Annotated in this window: 16 protein-coding genes, 2 tRNA genes and 1 other RNA gene; 10 read left to right on the top strand and 9 right to left on the bottom strand. The window is 57.2% G+C overall.

Annotation, left to right across the window (positions count from 1 at the left end; all coding sequences use genetic code 11):
• Positions 1-193: 193 nt before the first annotated feature.
• Both ACL2XQ_RS13235 and ACL2XQ_RS13240 read right to left on the bottom strand, forming a co-directional pair.
• Positions 194-1,240: a 3-deoxy-7-phosphoheptulonate synthase gene (locus ACL2XQ_RS13235; RefSeq protein ID WP_413740474.1), complete on the bottom strand. Its 1,047-nt coding sequence runs from the start codon at positions 1,238-1,240 to the stop codon at positions 194-196.
• Between the two features lie 107 nt (positions 1,241-1,347).
• Positions 1,348-2,169 carry a pyruvate, water dikinase regulatory protein gene (locus ACL2XQ_RS13240; RefSeq protein ID WP_410015005.1) on the bottom strand — a complete coding sequence of 274 codons (822 nt, stop codon included), beginning with the start codon at positions 2,167-2,169 and terminating at the stop codon, positions 1,348-1,350.
• Positions 2,170-2,376: 207 nt separating this feature from the next.
• On the opposite strand from ACL2XQ_RS13240, the gene ppsA reads away from it, so the two are divergent.
• Positions 2,377-4,752: a phosphoenolpyruvate synthase gene (gene ppsA, locus ACL2XQ_RS13245; protein ID WP_410015006.1), complete on the top strand. Its 2,376-nt coding sequence runs from the start codon at positions 2,377-2,379 to the stop codon at positions 4,750-4,752.
• A 135-nt stretch (positions 4,753-4,887) separates the two neighbouring features.
• Here ppsA and rprA read toward each other — a convergent pair.
• Positions 4,888-4,992: antisense sRNA RprA (rprA, locus tag ACL2XQ_RS13250), an RNA gene on the bottom strand.
• A gap of 157 nt (positions 4,993-5,149) precedes the next feature.
• Positions 5,150-6,256, bottom strand: coding sequence for an AI-2E family transporter YdiK (gene ydiK / locus ACL2XQ_RS13255; RefSeq protein ID WP_410015007.1), 1,107 nt, complete (start codon positions 6,254-6,256; stop codon positions 5,150-5,152).
• A 310-nt stretch (positions 6,257-6,566) separates the two neighbouring features.
• Here ydiK and ACL2XQ_RS13260 point away from each other — a divergent pair, with 310 nt between their 5' ends.
• Positions 6,567-9,689, top strand: a complete 3,123-nt coding sequence (locus ACL2XQ_RS13260) for an FAD-binding and (Fe-S)-binding domain-containing protein (RefSeq protein ID WP_413740475.1) — start codon at positions 6,567-6,569, stop codon at positions 9,687-9,689.
• Positions 9,689-10,138, top strand: a complete 450-nt coding sequence (locus ACL2XQ_RS13265; RefSeq protein ID WP_413722901.1) for a hotdog fold thioesterase — start codon at positions 9,689-9,691, stop codon at positions 10,136-10,138. Before ACL2XQ_RS13260 ends, ACL2XQ_RS13265 begins: the two co-directional genes overlap by 1 nt.
• On the opposite strand, the gene ACL2XQ_RS13270 is transcribed toward ACL2XQ_RS13265, so the two are convergent.
• Complete coding sequence (locus ACL2XQ_RS13270; RefSeq protein ID WP_413740476.1) at positions 10,116-11,321, bottom strand: MFS transporter; 1,206 nt, start codon at positions 11,319-11,321, stop codon at positions 10,116-10,118. The genes ACL2XQ_RS13265 and ACL2XQ_RS13270 overlap by 23 nt on opposite strands.
• Positions 11,322-12,078: 757 nt before the next feature.
• Between ACL2XQ_RS13270 and sufA the strand changes: the two genes are divergently transcribed.
• The 7 genes from sufA to ACL2XQ_RS13305 all read left to right on the top strand — a co-directional run bounded on the left by sufA (position 12,079) and on the right by ACL2XQ_RS13305 (position 19,104).
• Entirely contained in the window at positions 12,079-12,453 is a 375-nt protein-coding gene (gene sufA / locus ACL2XQ_RS13275) for a Fe-S cluster assembly scaffold SufA (protein WP_410015011.1), read from the top strand.
• 13 nt (positions 12,454-12,466) lie between these two features.
• Complete coding sequence (gene sufB / locus ACL2XQ_RS13280) at positions 12,467-13,972, top strand: Fe-S cluster assembly protein SufB (protein ID WP_410015012.1); 1,506 nt, start codon at positions 12,467-12,469, stop codon at positions 13,970-13,972.
• Between the two features lie 79 nt (positions 13,973-14,051).
• Positions 14,052-14,798 (top strand): Fe-S cluster assembly ATPase SufC, encoded by a 747-nt coding sequence (gene sufC, locus ACL2XQ_RS13285; RefSeq protein ID WP_410015013.1) that lies wholly within the window; start codon positions 14,052-14,054, stop codon positions 14,796-14,798.
• Positions 14,773-16,074: a Fe-S cluster assembly protein SufD gene (gene sufD, locus ACL2XQ_RS13290; protein WP_413722899.1), complete on the top strand. Its 1,302-nt coding sequence runs from the start codon at positions 14,773-14,775 to the stop codon at positions 16,072-16,074. Before sufC ends, sufD begins: the two co-directional genes overlap by 26 nt.
• Positions 16,058-17,284 carry a cysteine desulfurase SufS gene (sufS, locus tag ACL2XQ_RS13295; RefSeq protein WP_413740477.1) on the top strand — a complete coding sequence of 409 codons (1,227 nt, stop codon included), beginning with the start codon at positions 16,058-16,060 and terminating at the stop codon, positions 17,282-17,284. The genes sufD and sufS overlap by 17 nt, the downstream gene beginning before the upstream one ends.
• A gap of 25 nt (positions 17,285-17,309) precedes the next feature.
• Positions 17,310-17,723, top strand: a complete 414-nt coding sequence (sufE, locus tag ACL2XQ_RS13300; RefSeq protein WP_410015016.1) for a cysteine desulfuration protein SufE — start codon at positions 17,310-17,312, stop codon at positions 17,721-17,723.
• Positions 17,724-18,033: 310 nt separating this feature from the next.
• The gene (locus ACL2XQ_RS13305; protein WP_413730412.1) at positions 18,034-19,104 is read left to right on the top strand and encodes a L,D-transpeptidase family protein; all 1,071 of its coding nucleotides are present in this window, start codon (positions 18,034-18,036) and stop codon (positions 19,102-19,104) included.
• 300 nt (positions 19,105-19,404) lie between these two features.
• Here the strand turns inward: ACL2XQ_RS13305 and ACL2XQ_RS13310 are convergent, their stop codons facing one another.
• The 4 genes from ACL2XQ_RS13310 to ACL2XQ_RS13325 form a co-directional block, all read right to left on the bottom strand.
• Positions 19,405-19,644 carry a major outer membrane lipoprotein gene (locus ACL2XQ_RS13310; RefSeq protein ID WP_410015018.1) on the bottom strand — a complete coding sequence of 80 codons (240 nt, stop codon included), beginning with the start codon at positions 19,642-19,644 and terminating at the stop codon, positions 19,405-19,407.
• 341 nt (positions 19,645-19,985) lie between these two features.
• Entirely contained in the window at positions 19,986-21,398 is a 1,413-nt protein-coding gene (gene pykF, locus ACL2XQ_RS13315) for a pyruvate kinase PykF (protein ID WP_410015019.1), read from the bottom strand.
• 576 nt (positions 21,399-21,974) lie between these two features.
• Positions 21,975-22,051, bottom strand: a tRNA-Val gene (locus ACL2XQ_RS13320).
• A gap of 8 nt (positions 22,052-22,059) precedes the next feature.
• Positions 22,060-22,136: transfer RNA gene (locus ACL2XQ_RS13325), tRNA-Val, on the bottom strand.
• Positions 22,137-22,197: the final 61 nt, after the last annotated feature.

Raw genomic sequence — 22,197 nt, forward strand, 5'->3', positions numbered from 1 at the left:
TGTTAATATTTGCCAGCATGGGTTTATCATATCACTGCGCGGGTGAATCAAAACTTAATACTTTGTGGCGGTTTAACAAAAAATGAGATTTTATTGCCGTCGTTTTTTGTGGGGATTATTATCTAAAAAGCCGCCTTCAGGCGGCCTTGGCGCGTTAACTAAGCTCGGCGCTATTTTGACGGGGTCCATGCGCTCAAAAGCGGGTATCCACCGCGTTGGCCAGCATGGCCAGCAGTCTTTCGGTATCTTCCCAGCCCAGGCAGCCGTCGGTAATGGATTGGCCATAGGTCAACGCCTGGCCGGGTAGCAGGGCCTGGCTGCCTTCCACCAGGAAACTTTCGGCCATCACGCCCGCCACCCGCCGTGAGCCGCCGCGTATCTGCGCGCATACCGATTCGGCCACGTCCAGCTGGCGGCGATACTGCTTCTGGCTGTTGCCATGGCTGAAATCCACCAGCAAATGCGGCGGTAGCCCGAACTCCTGCAAATGGGCGCAGGCCTGCTGCACATCCGCGGCGTGGTAATTAGGCGTGCGCCCGCCGCGCATGATGATATGGCCGTAGGGATTGCCGGACGTTTGGTAAATGGTCATTTGGCCCTGCTTATCCGGCGACAGGAACATATGGGAAGCGCGGGCGGCGCGAATGGCGTCAACGGCGATTTGTGTGTTGCCGTCGGTACCGTTTTTAAACCCGACCGGGCATGACAGCGCCGACGCCATTTCCCGGTGGATCTGGCTTTCAGTGGTGCGGGCGCCGATGGCGCCCCAGCTGATTAAATCGGCAATATACTGGCCGATCACCATATCAAGAAATTCCGTGGCGGTGGGCATCCCCATTTCATTCAGCGCCAGCAGCAGGCGGCGCGCGGCTGCCAGCCCGTCATTGACACGATAGCTGCCGTCCAGGCCAGGATCGGAAATCATGCCTTTCCATCCGACCACTGTGCGCGGTTTTTCAAAATAGGCGCGCATAACGATCTCCAGGCGATCCTGGTAGCGAACGCGCAGGGTATTCAACTGGCGCGCATAATCGATGGCGGCGTCGGTATCATGGATGGAGCAGGGGCCCACCACCACCAGCAGGCGCGGATCGTTGCCGTGAAGGATATTTTCAATGCGCCGGCGTGCGCCGTTGACATGATCCGTTATCTGCGGGTTGAGAGGCAAAAGTTCGGCAAGCTTCGCCGGCTCAATAAGACGACCAATGCGCCTGGTGCGCAATTCATCTGTGTTAAACATGGACAATCTCTAAAATGGCTTCTTCGCAACGGTGGAAATACCGGGAAGTGATGCCGATCACAATAAACCAAAAGCAGATGAATTCAAAAAAAATAATGCAATTTGCATTAGTACATGCGCCGGTTCAAGCCCAGTAAATCCATTATTTTGGTCGCCATTTCCTCTACTGAATGATTGGTGGAGTTGAGAAAAGGGATCTGATGGTTGCGAAACAGCGACTGGACTTCGTTAACTTCCAGCCGGCACTGGCGCAGCGAGGCGTACTGGCTGTTGTTCATGCGTTCATCGCGAATGGCCGCCAGACGCTCCGGATCGATGGTCAGGCCGAACAGTTTATCATGGTAGGGTTTCAGCGCCGCCGGCAGGCGCAGGTTATCCATGTCGTCGGCGATAAAGGGATAATTGGCGGCGCGGATACCGTACTGCATGGCGAGGTAAATGCTGGTGGGGGTTTTGCCGCAGCGCGACACGCCCAGCAGGATAATCTGCGCCTGATCCAGGTTGCGCAGCGAGATGCCGTCATCATGGGCCAAGGTGTAATCGATGGCGGCGATGCGGGCATCGTATTTGGTCAGGTTGGTGGCGGTCAGCCCATGGGTGCGATGCGCCACCGGATCCGGTGCCAATCCCAGTTCCTGCTGTAGCGGCGCCACCAGCGCCTGGACCACGTCCTGGCAAAATCCGGCGCTGTTTTCCACAATGGTGCGGATAACCGGCGATACGATGGAATAAAACACCAGGGGACGCACGCCGCTCTGTTTATAGAGCGCATTGATCTGCTCGCTCACCGCCATGGCCCGGGTCTCGGTTTCCACAAACGGCAGGGTATAGCTGGTGGTGGAGACGGGAAATTGGGACAGCACCGCGTGGCCGACCACTTCAGCGGTAATGGCCGTGCCGTCGGAAATAAAGAATACGCTGCGTTCCATGATGTTCTCCTGATGTTGTACGCATGTTGCTTTAAGGGTGTTTTTATCGATAAATCCATTGCGGCAAACTCTGATTTTTGGCGCTGGCACGATTCATCCTAGGCAGATGCAATAAAGTTTATGCTACGCTCTGTCAAATAATCGTTAACACCCGGCATTATCACTAGCAATACCCTATTTCATTATAAGTTATAAAAGGATGATCAGATGTCTCAGACTGACAATGATTCAGATAGCGTATTATGGTACAACCAGCTCGGAATGCATGACGTAGACCGCGTTGGTGGTAAGAATGCTTCTCTGGGGGAAATGATTACCCATTTATCCGCCCTGGGGGTTTCCGTGCCGAACGGTTTCGCCACCACGGCCAAAGCGTTTAATGATTTTCTCAATCAGAGCGGCATCAACCAGCGTATCTATGATCTGTTGGATCATACTGATATCGACGATATCGGCGCATTGTCCCAGGCCGGGAAGCAGATTCGGCAATGGATTATCGATACCCCTTTCCAGCCGGAACTCGCAAACGCCATCAGCGCCGCGTACGGGCAGCTGTCGGCGGATGACGACGAGGCGTCGTTTGCGGTGCGTTCCTCCGCCACCGCCGAGGATATGCCCGACGCCTCGTTCGCCGGCCAGCAGGAAACCTTTCTCAATGTCCAGGGCATTGATGCCGTCATGACGGCCATCAAGCACGTCTACGCCTCGCTGTTCAACGATCGCGCCATTTCCTACCGGGTACACCAGGGCTACGACCACCGCGGCGTGGCGCTTTCTGCCGGGGTACAGCGCATGGTCCGCTCCGATCTGGCGGCGGCCGGCGTGATGTTTACCATCGATACCGAATCCGGTTTTGACCAGGTGGTGTTTATTACCGCCGCCTACGGCCTGGGTGAAATGGTGGTGCAGGGCGCGGTCAATCCCGATGAATTCTATGTGCATAAACCCACGCTGGCGGCGGGCAAACCGGCGATTGTCCGGCGCAATATCGGCTCGAAAAAAATCCGCATGGTGTATGCCGATAGCCAGGAACACAGTAAACAGGTGCGCATCGAGGATGTTCCCGAACGCGAGCGTCGCCGTTTCGCCCTTACCGATGAGGAAGTGCAGGATCTGGCGCGTCAGGCGCTGCAAATCGAACAGCATTACCAGCGGCCGATGGATATCGAATGGGCCAAGGACGGCCATACCGGCCAGTTGTTTATTGTCCAGGCGCGGCCTGAAACCGTACGCTCGCGCGGCCAGGTGATGGAGCGCTACCAGCTTAAATCCCGCGGCGAGGTGCTGATTGAAGGGCGGGCCATCGGTCATCGCATCGGCGCCGGTCCGGTTAAGGTGATTCATGATATCAGCGAAATGGATCGGGTCGCGGCCGGGGATGTGCTGGTCACCGACATGACCGACCCGGATTGGGAACCGATCATGAAAAAAGCCTCCGCCATCGTGACCAATCGCGGCGGGCGCACGTGCCATGCGGCGATCATCGCCCGTGAACTGGGCATCCCGGCGGTGGTGGGCTGCGGCGACGCCACCGAGCGCCTTGCCGAGGGCCTGGAGGTTACCGTCTCCTGCGCCGAGGGCGATACCGGTTACGTCTACCAGGAACGGCTGGATTTCGCCGTTAACAGTTCCGCCATCGATAAGATGCCGGCGCTGCCGCTGAAGATCATGATGAACGTCGGCAATCCCGACCGGGCATTTGATTTTGCCGGGCTGCCCAACGACGGTGTGGGCCTGGCGCGACTGGAGTTTATCATCAATCGTATGATTGGGGTCCATCCCCGCGCGCTGCTGGAGTTCGATGATCAGACGCCGAAGCTGAAACAGGAAATCAACGATTTGATCCAGGGCTATGACAGCCCCAAGGAATACTACATTGCCCGCCTTACCGAAGGCGTTTCCACGCTTGCCGCGGCATTCTGGCCGAAACGGGTGATCGTGCGCCTGTCCGACTTCAAATCCAATGAATACGCCAACCTGGTGGGGGGCGAGCGCTACGAACCCGACGAGGAAAACCCGATGCTGGGCTTTCGCGGCGCGGGCCGTTACGTTTCCGAGAATTTCAAAGCCTGTTTTGCGCTGGAGTGCGACGCCATTAAACGCGTGCGCAACGACATGGGACTGACCAACGTGGAAATCATGGTGCCGTTCGTGCGTACCGTCGCCCAGGGCAAGGCGGTGGTGGATGAGCTGGCGCGCCAGGGATTGAAACGCGGCGAGCAGGGGCTGAAAATCATCATGATGTGCGAAATTCCCTCCAACGCCCTGCTGGCGGATCAGTTCCTGCAACACTTTGACGGATTTTCCATCGGGTCGAATGATATGACGCAGTTGGCGCTGGGCCTGGACCGCGACTCAGGATTAGTCTCCGAATTGTTCGACGAGCGGGACGAGGCGGTAAAAGCCCTGCTGTCGATGGCTATCAAAGCGGCCAAGGGGCAAGGTAAATACGTCGGTATCTGCGGGCAGGGTCCCTCGGATCATGAAGATTTCGCCGCCTGGCTGATGGAGCAGGGTATCGACAGCTTGTCCCTGAATCCGGATACCGTGGTAAAGACCTGGCTAAGCCTGGCCGAACTCTGATATTCCGTTCGCTGAAAAACACCGAAAAAAAAAGCCGGGGACGCCCCCGGCTTTTTTGTTTTAGCCAAAGATTTATAGCTCACCTTTTATGGCAACAATATCCAAGGCAATGATTTATCTGCGCGGGGAAAAAGGCGAAAAAAAAGCCCATCCTATGAGACGGGCAAAGACTACACACAGCAATTCGTTTAACTCAGGGGAAACCTTGATGTAAAATCAGTGAGTTGAGTTAATTGATGTGCTAATAATATTAATTACATGAGGCGGAGTCATTAAGAATCCTCCGAATAAGTAAATTAAAAGTTAAAGAAGCTAACAATTAATGATGTTGGTATATTAATTTCCAGATGAGTTTTATCTCATCTGGAAAAATTATATTGGCGAATTAAATTTAAGCTTAGAATTCCGACAAATCACTGAGGTGTTTCTCGGGGTCGTGCATTTCACTCGGCGAAGGCGCCTCGTGCACCCAGGCAAAGATCAGCCGGTAAGATACCGCCAGCACCACCGGCCCGATAAACAGGCCAATCATCCCGAACGCCAGCAGGCCGCCGATAACGCCGCACAGCACCAGCAGGATCGGTAAATCCGCGCCCATGCGGATAAAGATCGGCCGGAGAATATTGTCGAGCGTGGCGACCACGCAGCTCCATACCAGCAGCACCGTGCCCCAGGTGGTATCGCCGCTCCAGTACAGCCAGATCATGGCTGGGATCAGGATGGGCAGCGGACCCAACTGAGCTATGCAGGTGATAAACATGATGATGGTCAGAATGGTGGCGAAGGGGATGCCGGATACCGCCAGCCCGATGCCGCCCAATACCGCTTGCACGATGGCGGTCAATACCACGCCCAGCGCCACCGCCCGGATGGCTTGCGCAGCCAGCAGGACCGAGGCGTCGCCGCGTTCGGCGCCCAGGCGGATGGCAAAATGGCGCACCGCCAGAGCCACCCGTTCACCACGGATGTACAGCAGTACGCTGAACAGCAGCATCAGGGCGCAATGGATAAGAAAACTGCCCACCTGCGCCACCTGCGACAACAGCCAGGTCGCCGACTGGCCGATGTAAGGCTGTATCTTGGCCACCAGCGGGCCGCCGCCACCGGAAATCGTCGCCTGCCAGCCGGAATAAAGCTTATGGCCGACCAGCGGCACATCGCGCAGCCAGTGCAGCGCCGGCAGGGTGAGCCGGTTTGGCTCGGTCGCCCACGCCACCAGCGGCGCGCTGTTGTCAATGACGCTGCTGATAAGCACGGACAGCGGCAGGACGAACAACAATACCAGCAACAGGGTCATGACGAGCACCGCCAGCGAACGGCGTCCCCATAATAACGCCTGGATTTTGATCAGTAGCGGCCAGGTGGCGATGACCACCATGCTGGCCCAGGCAAAACCCAGGATAAAAGGCTGCACCACCCAGAAACAGGCTAATGTCATCAGCGCGATAAAAGTTACGCTAAAGAGCATCCTTGGCAGATCAAGCAGTTGACGCGGGTAATCCATGAAAAAGTTTTCACCTCAATAAACAGCGGGTAAATAGGGTAAGGCAACGATCGGAGAAAGGGGATCCGTTGTTCAGCAATAGTCTTAATGATGCGTTATTTCCCCGTTTTTTAACAGGCCATAACAACAATTTTAACGCCCGCCAGGGCCAACCGGCGTTGCCGGCAGCGCCGGGGTATCATCGCCTGGGGCAAAAAATTTCTCCGTCCACGCGCGCGTCCAAAAAAAATATGATAAAACAATCGGGTCGGACCTTCATAAAAATCCTTATGCCGGCCCCCTTTACACTTGAAAAGCAGGCTCAGAGTTAATGATCCCACAGATCTCCCAGGCGCCGGGAATTGCCCAACCGGTTCTCGAGTTTATTGCCCAATTGCAACGCAGCGGCTTTACCGGCGACAGCGCCACGTCCTACGCCGATCGCCTGACCATGGCGACCGATAACAGTATTTACCAGTTGTTGCCCGACGCCGTGCTGTTTCCGCGTTCAACCGATGATGTGCTGTTAATCAGCCGGCTGGCGCGGGAGCCGCGTTTTGCCTCGTTGGCCTTTACCCCGCGCGGCGGCGGCACCGGCACCAATGGCCAGGCGCTTAATAGCGGCGTAGTGGTGGATATGTCGCGACATATGAACCATATCCTCGAAGTTAATCCCGAACAGGGATGGGTCAGGGTCGAGGCGGGTGTCATCAAGGATCAGCTCAATGAATATCTGCGCCCGCTGGGCTATTTTTTTGCCCCCGAGCTGTCCACCAGTAATCGCGCCACGCTTGGCGGCATGATCAATACCGACGCGTCGGGCCAGGGGTCGCTGGTGTACGGCAAAACGTCCGATCATGTCCTGGGCCTGCGCGCGGTGCTGATGGCGGGCGAAGTGCTGGATACCTGCGCCATGCCTACCGCGCAGGCGGAAAAGATAGCCGGGGAAGCGGGCGCGGCAGGGCGGATTTACCGCACGGTGCTGGATCGCTGCCGCGAGCGGCGCCAGCTGATCCTGGACTCATTTCCCAAGTTAAATCGCTTCCTGACGGGTTACGATTTGCGCCATGTCTACAGCGACGACCTGCAAACGTTTGACCTGACGCGCATCCTGACCGGTTCGGAGGGAACGCTCGCCTTCATCACCGAAGCGCGGCTGGATATTACGCCTTTGCCGAAGGTGCGCCGCTTGGTGAATGTAAAATATGATTCATTCAACTCCGCCTTGCGCAACGCGCCGTTTATGCTGCAGGCCCATGCGTTGTCGGTGGAAACGGTGGACTCGACGGTACTGAACCTGGCCCGCGAGGATATTGTCTGGCATTCAGTCCGCGAGCTGATCCGGGATGTGCCAGCGCGGGAGATGCTGGGACTGAATATCGTTGAGTTCGCCGGTGACGACGCGTCCCTTGTCGCCGCCAGGGTGGCGGCGTTATGCCAGGGCCTTGATCGGCTGATGGCTGAAGGCGGCGGCGGTGTCATCGGCTACCAGATCTGCGATCGGTTGGCCGATATCGAACGCATCTACGCCATGCGCAAAAAGGCGGTGGGCCTGCTGGGCAATAGCAAGGGCGCGGCCAAACCCATACCTTTCGCCGAGGATACCTGCGTTCCGCCCGAGCATCTGGCCGATTATATCGCCGAGTTCCGCCAACTGCTGGACGAACATCACCTCAGTTACGGCATGTTCGGCCATGTGGATGCCGGCGTGTTGCACGTTCGTCCGGCGCTGGATATGTGCGATCCCGCCCAGGAAATATTAATGAAACAGTTGTCGGATCGCATAGTACAACTGACGGCAAAATATGGCGGCCTGCTGTGGGGGGAGCATGGCAAGGGGTTTCGCGCCGAGTACAGCCCGGCGTTTTTCGGCGCGACGCTCTATCATGAGCTACGGTGTATAAAATCGGCTTTCGACCCCGGCAACCGCCTCAATCCCGGCAAGATATGCGCGCCGGTGGACAGCGACGCGCCGATGAAACACATCGACGCCGTCAAACGCGGCACCTACGACCGGCAGATCCCGGTGGCGGTGCGCGGGTCATTTCGCGGCGCGCTGGAATGCAACGGCAATGGCCTGTGTTTCAATTTCGACGCGCGCAGCCCGATGTGCCCGTCCATGAAAATCACCGGCGACCGTATCCACTCGCCAAAAGGCCGCGCCACGCTGGTCAGGGAATGGCTCAGGCTGCTGGCCGTGCAGGGGGTCGACCCGCTGCTGCTGGAAAAAAACCTGCCCAGCGGTATCGCCACGCTGCGCGATTTGGCCGGCAGGGTGCGCAACAGCCGGCGGGCGAAACAGGGCGAGTATGATTTTTCCCATGAGGTCAAGGCGGCGATGGCCGGTTGCCTGGCCTGCAAAGCCTGCTCGACGCAATGCCCGATTAAAATCGATGTGCCGGGTTTCCGTTCCCGTTTTCTCCAGCTGTATCACAGCCGTTATCTCCGTCCGGCGCGCGATCACCTGGTGGCCGGCGTCGAAAGCTACGCGCCGCTGATGGCACGCGCGCCCAGGCTATTTAACTTTTTCCTGCAGCAGCCCTGGCTGCGCGAACTGAGCCGGACGCGCATCGGCATGGTGGATTTACCCCTGCTGTCGACGCCCTCGCTGCGCACACGTCTTATGGGGCATCGCGCCGCCGGCATCACCCTGGAACAGCTGGAGGCGATGACGGCCGCGCAGCGCCGGGGCCATGTCCTGATTGTACAGGATCCCTTTACCAGCTATTACGATGCCGCCGTGGTGGCGGATTTTGTCCGTCTGGTGGAAAAACTGGGCGGGATTCCGGTATTGCTGCCGTTCTCACCCAACGGCAAGGCCCAGCATATCAAGGGTTTTTTACAGCGCTTCGCCAAAACCGCCGCCAGAACCGCCGATTTCCTTAACCGCACCGCGCGCCTGGGGCTGCCCATGGTGGGCGTGGATCCCGCGCTGGTGCTGTGTTACCGGGATGAGTATCGCGAGATCCTCGGCGACCGGCGCGGAGACTTCCAGGTACAGCTGGTACATGAATGGCTGATGACGCTGCCGCCGCCGGTATCAGTGACAACGTCACAAGATACCGCCGGGTTACCGGTACCCGCTGGCCGACCTGATGCCGGCGGCGCGCAGCCGGTTACTCAGCCCCCGCAGGGGTGGTATTTATTCGGCCATTGCACCGAATCCACCGAGCTGCCGGTCAGCGGTCAGCAGTGGTCCGCTATTTTTGCCCGTTACGGCGCCAGTCTTGAAACCGTCGGCGTCGGATGCTGCGGCATGGCCGGCACCTATGGCCATGAAAGCGCCAACCTGGATAATTCACTGGGCATCTACGCCATGTCCTGGCAGCAGGCCTTGCAGCGCTTGCCGCGCGCCCGCTGCCTGGCGACCGGCTATTCGTGTCGCAGCCAGGTGAAACGTATCGAAGGGGAAGGCATCCGCCACCCCCTGCAAGCCTTGCTGGAGATTATCTGATGATTTGGAAACGTCCCGCGTCCCTGGACGCGCTTAACCAGAAAAGCGCGGGCACCCTGGCCGCGCATCTGGGCATCGTCTTCACCCGTATTGGCGCGGATGAACTGGAGGCGGTGATGCCGGTGGACGAGCGCACCCGCCAGCCGTACGGCCTGCTGCACGGCGGCGCCTCGGTGGCGTTAGCCGAAACCCTGGGATCGGTGGCCGGCTATCTGTGCACGCAGGGCGAGGACATCGTGGTGGGCCTGGATATCAACGCCAACCACCTGCGCCCGGTTACCGACGGCCAGGTGCGCGCCGTGTGCCGGGCCATTCATCTGGGGAAAACGCATCAGGTATGGGAGATCCTGATATCCGATGGCCGCGGCAGGCTTAACTGTATTTCCCGCCTGACCACGGTGGTGCTCAGGGCCGGGGAAGAGTTGCCTAACCCGGTTGCCCGGGGCTAACCCGCGTTTTCAGCCTGAGCATCAATACCGCGGCCAGGGCGGCCATCGCCGCCGCGCACAGATAAATGCTCGACATGCCCAGGTGCGACATCACCAGTCCCGCCGCCGGTCCGGCCAGGCTGAGCCCAAGGTCCAGAAAGGCCGAGAAGGTGCCGAGGGCGGTGCCCTGGTTTTGCGGCGCGACCTGTTTGACCGCTTCCACGCCCAGGGCCGGGAAGACCAGCGAAAAGCCGGCGCCGGTCAGCAGGGCGCCCAGACCCGCCAGCACCGGGCCGGGGGCCGCCCATATCAACAAGAGTCCCAGCGCCTCGGCGGTAAACGACGCCAGCGCGACGTTCAGCCCGCCGTACTTATGGATGGCGTTGCCGAGCACCAGGCGCACGCCGACAAAAGCGCCGCTCATCAGGGTCAGCGCGAAGGCGGCGCCGTCCCAGGCATATTCGGCGTAATAAAGCGTGATAAAACTGACGATGACGCCAAACCCCAGGGTACCCAATCCCAGTCCCACGCCATAAAGCCAGATCTTGCCGACCACGATGCCAAAGGCGATGCGTTTACCGGGAACAATCGCCACCGGGGTTTTACGCAGCGCCAGTACCCAGGCGAGCAGGGCGGCGACCAGGATAAACGCGCCGATGACGCCCAGGCCGCCGATGGCGTTTAGCCACACGCCCAGCGGCGCGCCAATGGCGATGGCGCCATAGGTGGCGACGCCGTTCCAGGATATCACCCGGGCGGTATGGCGCTGTCCGACGCTGGCAATACCCCATAAGATGGCGCCGGTACTGGCGAAACTTTCGCCCACGCCCAATATCAGGCGCCCGGCGAACAGCAGGCCGAGGCTGGCCCACGGCAGGCTCTCGGACCCACTGGCCAGCAGGCAAAACACCCCGCTCAGGCTGCAACATCCCAGTCCGAGCAGCACCCCTTTTTTTGGCCCCAGCAGGTCGGCGTAACGCCCGGCGTAAGGGCGGCTGAGCAGGGTCGCCGCATATTGGATGCTGATGGCAAAACCCGCGATCACCTGATTGTAGCCCAGGGTGTTATGGGTAAATCCGGGAATGATCGCCAGCGGTATGCCGATGGTCAGGTAGCAGATAAAGGTGAAAAAGATAATGGGAAATATCCGCCGGTTCAGCTGCGGCGAGGACAGGACCGGGGGAGAAACGGCTGGGGAGGGCATAAAGGACTATTCCGGAAAAAAACGTGAGTCTTAGCATACCGCCCGCCATGCCGGGAGGCGCGCGAAATGATGTAAAAAAATATCGCGGGTTAACCCGCCTGCGTCGGATCGACAGCGCCGGCGATATCTGGTTCTAACTGTGATATAATTGTATAATAAATGTGAATGGAACGATGCTGCCGCGTGTGACGTACCGCACGTATTGCTTGTGCCGCTACCCTTGCGCAGGGGTATGGTAAACCCGATTATCGTTGCGCGGGGCCGGCCTTTTTAGGCGTCAAAATTGCATTATTATGAATACCTATGCGCAATTAATGCTAATTAAAATCGAGATGGTTATCATTATCAATTGGGGCGGCGCTGTTTTCAGCAAATAGAGGCGCGTCCACCGGCGCTGGGCTATTAAAAAATGGGTAACAATTGCGCTAACCTGACGCGGTAATGATATTTTTGTTTAAACCTCTCGTAAAAATAGTTTTTTTCGATGATTATTTTTATATTCGCGCGCCGAAAAGTTCTGGTATTTTTAATAGGGGTATTCGAGATAAAATGCCTTTTATTTCAGTGGATTATAAAAACAGCCTGCCGAGGGTGCGGCGGGCCGGGCAGTAATATAGCGACTATAATTAACTTAATGCCTGTTTTAACCGCCGTTTTTAGCTATTCCCATGCAAAGTGCAAGGTTGCAGTGAATATTCATATCACTAACATAGAGAGATTGCTGTTTATCGTCTTGAAACATTGAGAGGTAAGTTTTATGCAAATGGACACGGTTGAAACGTTTTCACTGGAAGAAAACATCTGGCAAGGCCTGACCCTCAGCGCCAGCGCCGCCAGGCAAATCCGTCATCTGATGGAACAAAATTCCGCCATGCAAGGGTTACGGCTTGGCGTGAAACAATCCGGCTGCGCCGGTTTCGGTTATGTGATGGACGTGGCGACCGCTGCGGCCGAAGAAAGCGAACTGGTTTATGAGCGTGACGGCGCGCGGCTTTTTGTCCCGCTGAAAGCCATGCCTTTTATCGACGGCACGGAAGTGGACTTCGTGCAGGAAGGCCTGAATCACGTATTTAAATTCAACAATCCCAAAGCTCAACATGCCTGCGGGTGTGGCGAAAGTTTTGGCCTTTGAGCGATGAACCATTATGGCACGAAGCACTATTGAAACTCCCGAGGCGATTGACGCCGCGCAGCCCTGGATAAAAAGCGAACGTTATAAAGAAGGCTTTTTTACCCAACTGGTCACCGACGAGCTGGCACATGGCATCAGTGAAGACGTGGTGCGGGCAATCTCGGCTAAACGTAATGAACCGGAATGGATGCTGGAGTTTCGCCTTAATGCCTACCGCGCCTGGCTGGAAATGGAAGAGCCGCACTGGTTGAAAGCGCATTATAAAAAACTGGATTATAACGATTACAGCTATTATTCCGCCCCTTCCTGCGGCAGCTGCGACGACAACTGCGGTTCCCAGCCCGGCGCCATGCAGCAGCCAGGCCAGGACGCGGCCAAGAATTACCTGACCGATGAAGTGGAAAAAGCGTTCAACCAACTGGGCGTACCGGTGCGTGAAGGCGCCGAGGTAGCGGTCGACGCCATTTTCGACTCGGTGTCGGTATCGACCACGTATCGCGACAAGCTGGCGAAGGAAGGCATTATCTTCTGTTCGTTTGGCGAAGCCATCCATGAACATCCGGATCTGGTGCGGCAGTACCTGGGCAGCGTGGTGCCGCCCAACGATAACTTTTTCGCGGCCCTGAATTCCGCCGTGGCTTCCGACGGCACCTTTGTCTACATCCCCAAAGGCGTGCGTTGCCCGATGGAGCTGTCCACCTACTTTCGCATTAACGCCGCGAAAACCGGGCAGTTCGAGCGCACCATCCTGATTGCCGACGAAGACAGTTACGTCAGTTATATCGAAGGCTGCTCGGCGCCGGTGCGCGACAGCTATCAGCTGCACGCCGCGGTGGTGGAAGTTATCGCCCACAAAAACGCCGAGGTGAAATATTCCACGGTGCAGAACTGGTTCGCCGGCAGCGAATCCGAAGGCGGCATCCTGAACTTCGTTACCAAGCGGGCGCTGTGCGCCGGCGAAAACTCCAAGATGTCATGGACGCAGTCGGAAACCGGTTCGGCCATTACCTGGAAGTACCCCAGCGTTATTCTGCGCGGCGACAATTCGGTGGGCGAGTTCTTCTCGGTGGCCCTGACCAATGGACGCCAGCAGGCCGATACCGGCACCAAGATGATCCATATCGGCAAGAACACCCGTTCGACCATTATTTCCAAGGGTATCTCGGCGGGGAAAAGCGAGAACACTTACCGCGGGCTGGTGAAAATCATGCCCAGCGCCACCAATGCGCGTAATTTCACGCAATGCGACTCGATGCTGATCGGCGCGGACTGCGGTGCGCACACCTTCCCTTATGTGGAAGTGCGCAACAATACCGCCCAGTTGGAACATGAGGCGACGACCTCGCGCATCGGTGAAGATCAGCTGTTTTATTGCCGCCAGCGCGGGATCAGCGAGGATGACGCCATCTCGATGATCGTAAACGGGTTCTGTAAGGATGTGTTCTCGGAACTGCCGCTGGAATTCGCCGTCGAGGCGCAAAAACTTTTGGCTATCAGCCTGGAACACAGCGTGGGCTAATCCCGCTTTTTAGTTGCCGACTGCGCACCAGCATGTGCTGCCCGTACGGGCGCACCGAAAGTCGGGTAAAGGAAAAAATATGTTAACAGTTCGCAATTTAAACGTCAGTGTGGAAGATAACGTCATCCTCAAGGGAGTGAACCTGGAAGTCAGGCCCGGCGAGGTGCATGCGATCATGGGACCTAACGGGTCCGGCAAAAGTACCTTGTCGGCCACGCTTGCCGGGCGGGATGACTATCAGGTCACCGACGGCGAAGTGCTGTTCAAAGGCAAGGATCTGCTGGCGCTGGAGCCGGAAGAGCGGGCGGGCGAAGGTATTTTCATGGCCTTCCAGTATCCGGTGGAGATTCCCGGCGTCAGCAATCAGTTCTTTTTGCAGACCGCGGTGAACGCGGTGCGTAAATACCGGCAGCAAGAACCCCTGGACCGCTTTGATTTTGCCGATTTTATCGAAGAAAAAATCGCCTTGTTGAAAATGCCCCCCGATCTGCTGACCCGATCGGTAAACGTCGGCTTTTCCGGCGGTGAAAAAAAACGTAACGATATTCTGCAAATGGCGGCGCTGGAGCCGGACCTGTGCATCCTGGACGAGACCGATTCCGGGCTGGATATCGATGCGCTGAAAGTGGTGGCGCACGGCGTTAATACGCTGCGCAATGAACAGCGCTCTTTTATTATCGTCACCCATTACCAACGTATTCTGGATTATATAAAACCGGATCACGTGCACGTGCTTTACCAGGGCCGCATCGTAAAATCCGGCGATTTTTCCCTGGTGAAACAGCTTGAGGAGCAAGGCTATGGCTGGCTTACCGAACAACAATAATGCCCAGGCGTTGCAACAATGGCACCATCTGTTCGAAGGGCAGAGCCTGAGCCGCTCCGCCCAGGCTTATGAACACTGGCAAAGCGTCGAGCGCCTCGGCCTGCCGACGCGTAAACACGAACACTGGAAATACACGCCGCTGGACGGCCTGTTAGCGCACCGATTCGCCTTTGCGGCGGGCAAACGCCTTAGCCTGGATGAGCGCGACCGGCTGAGTCTGGATCTGGATGCCGTGCGCCTGGTGTTCGTCAACGGCCGTTTTGCGCCGCATCTGAGCGATAGCGACACCGGCTTCTGGCAGGTGACAGTCGAGCAGGGCGCCGAACGCCTGCCGTTGCCGGCGCCCATCCAGCCGGAAATCTTCCTGCACCTGACCGAGAGCCTGAGTTGCGAAACCACGCGCATTCGCCTTCCGGCGGGTAAAACGGCCGAAAAACCGCTGTATCTGCTGCACCTGAGCAGTGGCGGGTCGAACCCGGAAGAATTGAATACGCTGCACTATCGCCACCATATCGATGTGGGCGGCGGCGCGCAGGGACAGATTATCGAGCATTTCGCAAGCGTCGACGAAACCCTGGCCCATTTCACCGGGTCGCGGTTGACGCTGGCGGTAGGCGATAATGCCCGGTTGGCGCATATCAAGCTGGCGTTTGAAAACCGTGTGAGCTACCACTTCGCCCATAACGATATCCATATCGGCCGCGACGCGGTGGTGCGCAGCAGCAGCTTCCTGCTGGGGGCGGGGTTGGCCCGCCACCAGACCAGCGCCCGCCTCGACGGCGAAGGCGCCGATCTGGCTATCAACAGCCTGCTGTTGCCGTCAGGCAACGACGTGGCGGATACCCGTACCTATCTTGAACATAATAAAGGCTATTGCCTGAGCCGCCAGCTCCATAAGATCATCGCGCGCGAGCGTGGCAAAGGGGTCTTTAACGGCCTGATCAAAGTGGCCAAACACGCCATCAAGACCGACGGCCAGATGACCAATAACAATCTGCTGATGGATCGCCTCGCCGAGGTGGATACCAAACCGCAGCTGGAAATTTATGCCGACGACGTGAAATGCAGCCACGGCGCCACCGTGGGGCGCATCGACGAAGAGCAGATGTTCTACCTGCGATCCCGGGGCATTAAACGGGAGGATGCGGAAAAAATGATTATCCATGCCTTCGCCGCCGCCATTACCGAGGCAATTGATAACCAGACGGTGCGGGAAACGGTCTTGACGCGTATTGCCGATTCATTGCAGGGGGGAATAAATGTCGTATCCCATTGAACGTGTACGGTCGGATTTCCCGATTTTGGCGCGGCAGGTTAACGGACAACCGCTAACCTATCTCGACAGCGCCGCCAGCGCCCAGAAACCCAGTGTCGTCATCGATGCCGAAAGTGACTATTACCGCCAGGGATACGCCGCCGTGCATCGCGGCATCCACACCCTGAGCGCCGAAGCCACCGGCCGGATGGAAGATGTCCGCGCCCAGGCCGCGCGTTTTATCAACGCGGCCTCGACGGATGAAGTCATTTTTGTCAAAGGCACCACCGAAGGCATCAACCTGGTGGCCAACAGCTACGGACGCCATTTTTTCAAGCCCGGCGACAACCTCGTCATCACCGAGATGGAGCATCATTCCAATATCGTTCCCTGGCAGATTATCGCCGGGGAAAAACAGGTGGAAATCCGGGTATTGCCGCTGCTGCCCGACGGCACGCTGGACGAATCGCGCCTGGATGCGCTGGTGGACGACCGTACCCGGCTGCTGGCGATCACCCAGGTTTCCAACGTGTTGGGCACGGTGAACCCGCTTGAGCGCCTGATCGCCCGGGCGCGGGCCGCCGCCGCCGATCTGGTGGTGCTGGTGGACGGCGCCCAGGGCATTATGCACCAGAAAGTGGATGTGCAGGCGCTGGGCTGCGATTTCTACGTCTTTTCCGGCCATAAGATCTACGGTCCCACCGGCATCGGCATACTGTATGGCAAAAAACAGCTGCTGGACCTGATGCCGCCATGGGAAGGGGGCGGTTCGATGATTCGCACCGTCAGCCTGAGCGAAGGCACCACCTTTCTGGAAGCGCCGTGGCGCTTTGAGGCGGGCTCCCCCAATACCGGCGGGATGATGGGGCTGGGCGCGGCGCTGAGCTATGTGGAGAGCCTGGGCATCGAGAATATCCACGTCTACGAGCGGGAACTGATGCGCTACGCGCTTGAGGCGCTGACGCAGGTGCCGGATCTGATCCTGTACGGTCCCGCCGACCGGGCCGGGGTGATCGCCTTTAATCTGGGCAAGCATCATGCCTACGACGTGGGCAGTTTCCTCGATCAGTATGGGATCGCCATCCGTACCGGGCACCATTGCGCAATGCCGCTGATGGCGTATTATCAGGTGCCTAGCATGTGCCGCGCCTCGCTGGCGCTCTATACCACCCGGGAAGATATCGACAGGCTGGTGGCCGGTTTGATCCGCGTGCGTCAATTGCTGGGTTAATACTGATAGCCAGGGAGAACCGTTGATGGCAAATTTGCCGGACAAAGAGAAACTGCTGCGTAACTTTTCCCGCTGCGGCAACTGGGAAGAGAAGTACATGTATATCATCGAGCTGGGCGCTCAGTTGCCGCCGCTCCCCGAGGGCGCGCGCAGCGCCGCAAACCTTATCGCCGGCTGCCAGAGCCAGGTATGGATTGTTATCGCCACCGACGACCGGGGCAATGTCCGGCTGCTGGGCGACAGCGACGCGGCCATTGTCAAAGGCCTGATCGCCACGGTGTTTATTCTTTACCAGGGATTGACGCCGCAGCAGGTCGTGGCGCTGGACGTGCGGCCATTTTTTAACGAACTGGCGCTCGGCCAGCATTTGACGCCGTCCCGCTCGCAGGGCCTGGAAGCCATGGTGCGCAGCATCAGGGCCAAGGCTGCCAACCTGTAATACCCATTGCCGCCGTCTTCTTGTGAGCCAGAATCGCGCGCCTGAGGGGGCGCCTTCTGCGCGATCACGCCCATCCCCGCCCGCAACACCGCATTGCCTGCCGCCCAGATAACACCCGGGCGAAAGGTGTGCTTGCCGCTGCGCTTAACCCGCCATCATTTTGTTCCTTTGCTAAACTCACATTATCAGCGTTATCTGATAGCGAGCGCGAGGTTTGGCTGTTAAACGTGGAGCCGGACCCCGGACTGTCGCCGCCGCGACAACGGAACAGGGTCTTCGGCTTACGATAAAAACAATGCGGGAAATCAATATGAACTATGCGCGGACCCTTAAATGCTTCGCTTTCGTTACCAGCCTCGCCGGGGGACTTCTGCTGGGGAGCTCCTCCGCCGGCGCCACCGAATATGCCCTGCCGGCGGAAAACAGCCGTTTAATCGGGGAAAATATTACCGCCACCGTCGCCAATGACGGCGGTTCGCTGGAAGCCATCGCCGCGGCGCACAAAATCGGCCTGCTTGCCATGCTGGAGGCCAATCCGGGCACGGACCCTTATCTGCCCCAGGCCGGGTCGGTCCTGACCATACCGACGCAAATGCTGCTGCCGGACACCCCGCGCAAAGGCATTGTCATCAACCTGGCCGAGCTGCGGCTTTATTATTATCCAAAAGACGAAAACAAGGTGATCGTTTATCCGATTGGCATCGGCCAGTTGGGACGCACCACGCCGGTGATGACCACCACCATTACCCAGAAAATCGCCAATCCTACCTGGACGCCGACGCCCAATATCCGCAAGCATTACCTGGAAGAGCAGGGCATCACCCTGCCGGCCGTCGTGCCGGCGGGGCCGGACAATCCCATGGGGCTGTTCGCCCTGCGCCTGGCGGCCGGCAAAGGGGTCTATCTCATCCATGGCACCAATGCCAATTTTGGTATCGGCATGCGCGTCAGCTCGGGGTGCATGCGGCTGCGGCCCGATGATATCCAGGCCTTATTCGACACGGTGCCGGTGGGAACCCGGGTACAGGTGGTCAACGATGCGATCAAGGTGGCCCAGGAACCGGATGGCAAACGGTATATTGAGGTCCATCAGCCGCTGTCGCGCAACGATCGCGACGATCCGCAGACGATGCGCATCGCCTACAGCGCCAAGGTGAAGAAATTCCTCGCCGATGGCGCTACCGACCGCGCCGTGGCCGACGAGGCCATCGCGCGCCGTTCCGGCATGCCGGTGCTGATTTCCAGCGGTGAGGCGCAAACCAGCCTGCCATCCGACGCGCCGGCGGTACAAAGCGCTAAAGCACCGGTTAAGGCCGCGCCTGTCGCCAGCATCACTCAAAATGGCGCTGGTGCGGGCGACAGCGCGCTGTCGACGCAATAAGGCCTCCGAGTCCACCGGCGGCATTAACGGCCCGTCGCCGGCGGCACAGAGATGATTTCAGCGGGTATGGGCGGGGGACCGCCGTCGTACGCCCGGTGTGCGGTGAAAACGGCCTGTGCGCCGCCCCAGGAGCATCCACTGGATGACGCAGAACCGGAAAGGTAGCGCCGGGCGCCAAGAAACGAATGGCATGGCTGGCGGAAGGCGGCGAGGGGAAGATACGGGGGCTGTGCGTACAGTTTCTCAGGCAAAAAAAATGGCGCACGTGAGTGCGCCATTTTCTAAACAAGTCTATGACTCTTATTTACGATAAGAGTGAGCTTGGTTATCTAAACGTTGGTTAGCACGGGCAGCGTCGTCTTTAGCGGCCTGAACGTCAGAACGAATAGCGGTGACATCGTTGCTGAGCTGGTCAACTTTCGCGTTCAGAGTTTGAACGTCAGAGGACAGCTGATCGATTTTAGCGTTGCTTGAACAGGCAGTCATACCCATAGATAAAACAAGAAGTGTCGCGCCCAGTACCAGTTTAGTACGATTCATTATTAATACCCTCTAGATTGAGTTAATCTCCATGTAGCATTACAAGTATTACACAAAGTATTTTCTAAGGAGAACAATTTTTAGCAATAAAGCGATTAAATTCGATTGAATGCTCAAAGAAACACCTTGTTTTACAGGGAGGTTAAAAAAAAAGGATAAACCATCACCTTCCATAAGAAAACTCCGATTAAGTCGGGGTAAAAACCAGGCCCTTTTTGTGCTATTGCGATAGAATTATTGCACGCCGTCGGAGCGGTACAACAGAATTACCGGGCGCGGCATTCTCTGCGGGCAAAAAAAAGCCTCCGGCAAGCCGGAGGCGCAGGTGGGTAAACCCGGATTTACAGCAGATGAACGGACGCGGTATTGGTCGTGCCGCTCGGTACCAGGGCACCGGACACCATGACGATGATCTCGCCTTTTTTAGCCAGGCCGGTTTCGATGGCCATGGCTTTGCCGATGCGGTAGAAATCATCGGTAGAGGCGATTTCATCCACCAATTGGCAGGTTACGCCTTTGGACAGCAGCAGCTGACGCGCGGTAATGGCATTGGTGGTCAGCGCCAGGATTTCCGCCTTAGGGAAGTATTTACGCACCGCTTTGGCGGATTTGCCGCCTTCGGTCGCCACGACAATCAGCGGGGCTTCCAGCTTTTCGGCTGTTTCCACCGCGCCGCGACATACGGCTTCGGTGATACGCAGTTTGCGGCTGTCGTTAATGCTGTCGATGCGGCTGGGCATGACGCGGTCGGTACGATCGCAGATGGTGGCCATGATGGTCACGGCTTCCAACGGATATTTCCCCTTGGCGCTTTCACCGGACAGCATTACGGCATCGGTGCCGTCGATGATGGCGTTGGCCACGTCGCCGGCTTCAGCGCGGGTCGGGCGGGGATTCTTGATCATGGAATCGAGCATTTGGGTGGCGGTAATGACCACTTTACGTGCGCGGTTACATTTTTCGATCATCATCTTCTGGGCAAAGATCACTTCTTCCACCGGTATTTCCACACCCAGGTCGCCACGGGCAACCATGATGCCGTCGGAGGCTTCCAGAATCTCGTCAAAATTGTTCAGGCCTTCCTGATTTTCAATCTTGGAGATGATCTGGATATGTTCGCCGCCATGCTGTTTCAGGTGTTCACGAATTTCCAGGACATCGGAGCGTTTACGGATGAACGAGGCGGCGATGAAGTCCACGCCCTGTTCGCAGCCGAAGATTAAATCGCCTTTGTCTTTTTCCGCCAGCGCCGGCAGGGCGATGGAAACGCCCGGCAGGTTAACGCCTTTGTTTTCGCCCAGGTCGCCGTTGTTTAACACCTTGCAGACCACGGTGGTATCGGTAACGTCGATAACTTCCATGCCCAGCAGGCCGTCATCCACCAGCACGGTATTGCCGACCGACAGGTCCTTGGCAAAGCCGGGGTAGGTGACCGCGACGCGTTCTTTGGTGCCGACTACCGTCTGGTCGGTGGTGAACGTAAAGGTCTGGCCGGCGGTAAGGGAAACATCGTTGCCGTTTTCCAGTTTCATGGTACGGATTTCCGGCCCTTTGGTATCGAGCAGGATGGCGGCTTTCTTGCCGGTTTCCTGCAGGATGGCGCGCAGGTTGGTAATGCGGTTGCCGTGTTCTTCAAAGTCGCCGTGGGAGAAATTAAGGCGCATGACGTTCATGCCCGCGTTCAGCAGCTTTGACAGCATTTCTTTCGATTCAGTTTTTGGACCGATGGTACAAACGATTTTTGTCTTTTTCATAACAATGATATCTGCAAGTTGTGTTGGATGATAAATCTGATATATCGCCGGTGAATATCGACGACGAAAAATTGTGCAGCCTTGCGAGCCTGTTCCCCATGTTCAAGGATAGGAGACAAAAGTGAGAAAATGATGAAAATATAGCTAAATTATCTGGCCGAACGTGCCGGCAAGCGGTAGTGGATAAGTCTGTTTTAATTAGTATTTGGCAAATCAACGGGGCTTAAGCCATTCAATTGAAATAACGTTTTGTATTATAGTTATTGGGCCGGCGGAAACAAGATAAAAACAGCACAAATAATGCGTAAGCCGTGAAAAAGAGTGCATTTGTGGTAAATATGCAAATTTTTAGTATCAAGTGTTGCGCAGATGCACAATAAAATCGGTAACCGGTGCGCAACAATGGACGTAAATACCAGCAACAGATAACAATAACGCCATGAGGGATTAACACCACGGGATCCCGGATGTTTGTTTTGCCGGCCGCTTTTAGGTTGACGTAACGGAGAGAAAAAAAGAAGAAAATGCAGGTAACTGCGTTCACCAGCGGGGTACAGACCAGGGAGGAAAATAATATGGTGCGTCCGAGTGGACTCGAACCACCGACCCCCACCATGTCAAGGTGGTGCTCTAACCAGCTGAGCTACGGACGCACAAGAAGTGGTGCGTTCTAATGGACTCGAACCATCGACCCCCACCATGTCAAGGTGGTGCTCTAACCAGCTGAGCTAAGAACGCATTTTACACATCGCCATCTGCCTGACAGCGGGACGAATATTAACGGGCAATATCACCGCAT

This window comes from Sodalis sp. RH14 (genome assembly GCF_047324285.1).
Lineage (GTDB): Bacteria > Pseudomonadota > Gammaproteobacteria > Enterobacterales > Enterobacteriaceae > Acerihabitans.

What these genes read in the sequence shown, in the direction of transcription:
- ACL2XQ_RS13235 (WP_413740474.1), bottom strand. Translation starts at nt 1,240, where the DNA reads ATGTTTAACACAGATGAATTGCGCACCAGGCGCATTGGTCGTCTTATT.
- ACL2XQ_RS13240 (WP_410015005.1), bottom strand. Translation starts at nt 2,169, where the DNA reads ATGGAACGCAGCGTATTCTTTATTTCCGACGGCACGGCCATTACCGCT.
- ppsA (WP_410015006.1), top strand. Translation starts at nt 2,377, where the DNA reads ATGTCTCAGACTGACAATGATTCAGATAGCGTATTATGGTACAACCAG.
- ydiK (WP_410015007.1), bottom strand. Translation starts at nt 6,256, where the DNA reads ATGGATTACCCGCGTCAACTGCTTGATCTGCCAAGGATGCTCTTTAGC.
- ACL2XQ_RS13260 (WP_413740475.1), top strand. Translation starts at nt 6,567, where the DNA reads ATGATCCCACAGATCTCCCAGGCGCCGGGAATTGCCCAACCGGTTCTC.
- ACL2XQ_RS13265 (WP_413722901.1), top strand. Translation starts at nt 9,689, where the DNA reads ATGATTTGGAAACGTCCCGCGTCCCTGGACGCGCTTAACCAGAAAAGC.
- ACL2XQ_RS13270 (WP_413740476.1), bottom strand. Translation starts at nt 11,321, where the DNA reads ATGCCCTCCCCAGCCGTTTCTCCCCCGGTCCTGTCCTCGCCGCAGCTG.
- sufA (WP_410015011.1), top strand. Translation starts at nt 12,079, where the DNA reads ATGCAAATGGACACGGTTGAAACGTTTTCACTGGAAGAAAACATCTGG.
- sufB (WP_410015012.1), top strand. Translation starts at nt 12,467, where the DNA reads ATGGCACGAAGCACTATTGAAACTCCCGAGGCGATTGACGCCGCGCAG.
- sufC (WP_410015013.1), top strand. Translation starts at nt 14,052, where the DNA reads ATGTTAACAGTTCGCAATTTAAACGTCAGTGTGGAAGATAACGTCATC.
- sufD (WP_413722899.1), top strand. Translation starts at nt 14,773, where the DNA reads ATGGCTGGCTTACCGAACAACAATAATGCCCAGGCGTTGCAACAATGG.
- sufS (WP_413740477.1), top strand. Translation starts at nt 16,058, where the DNA reads ATGTCGTATCCCATTGAACGTGTACGGTCGGATTTCCCGATTTTGGCG.
- sufE (WP_410015016.1), top strand. Translation starts at nt 17,310, where the DNA reads ATGGCAAATTTGCCGGACAAAGAGAAACTGCTGCGTAACTTTTCCCGC.
- ACL2XQ_RS13305 (WP_413730412.1), top strand. Translation starts at nt 18,034, where the DNA reads ATGAACTATGCGCGGACCCTTAAATGCTTCGCTTTCGTTACCAGCCTC.
- ACL2XQ_RS13310 (WP_410015018.1), bottom strand. Translation starts at nt 19,644, where the DNA reads ATGAATCGTACTAAACTGGTACTGGGCGCGACACTTCTTGTTTTATCT.
- pykF (WP_410015019.1), bottom strand. Translation starts at nt 21,398, where the DNA reads ATGAAAAAGACAAAAATCGTTTGTACCATCGGTCCAAAAACTGAATCG.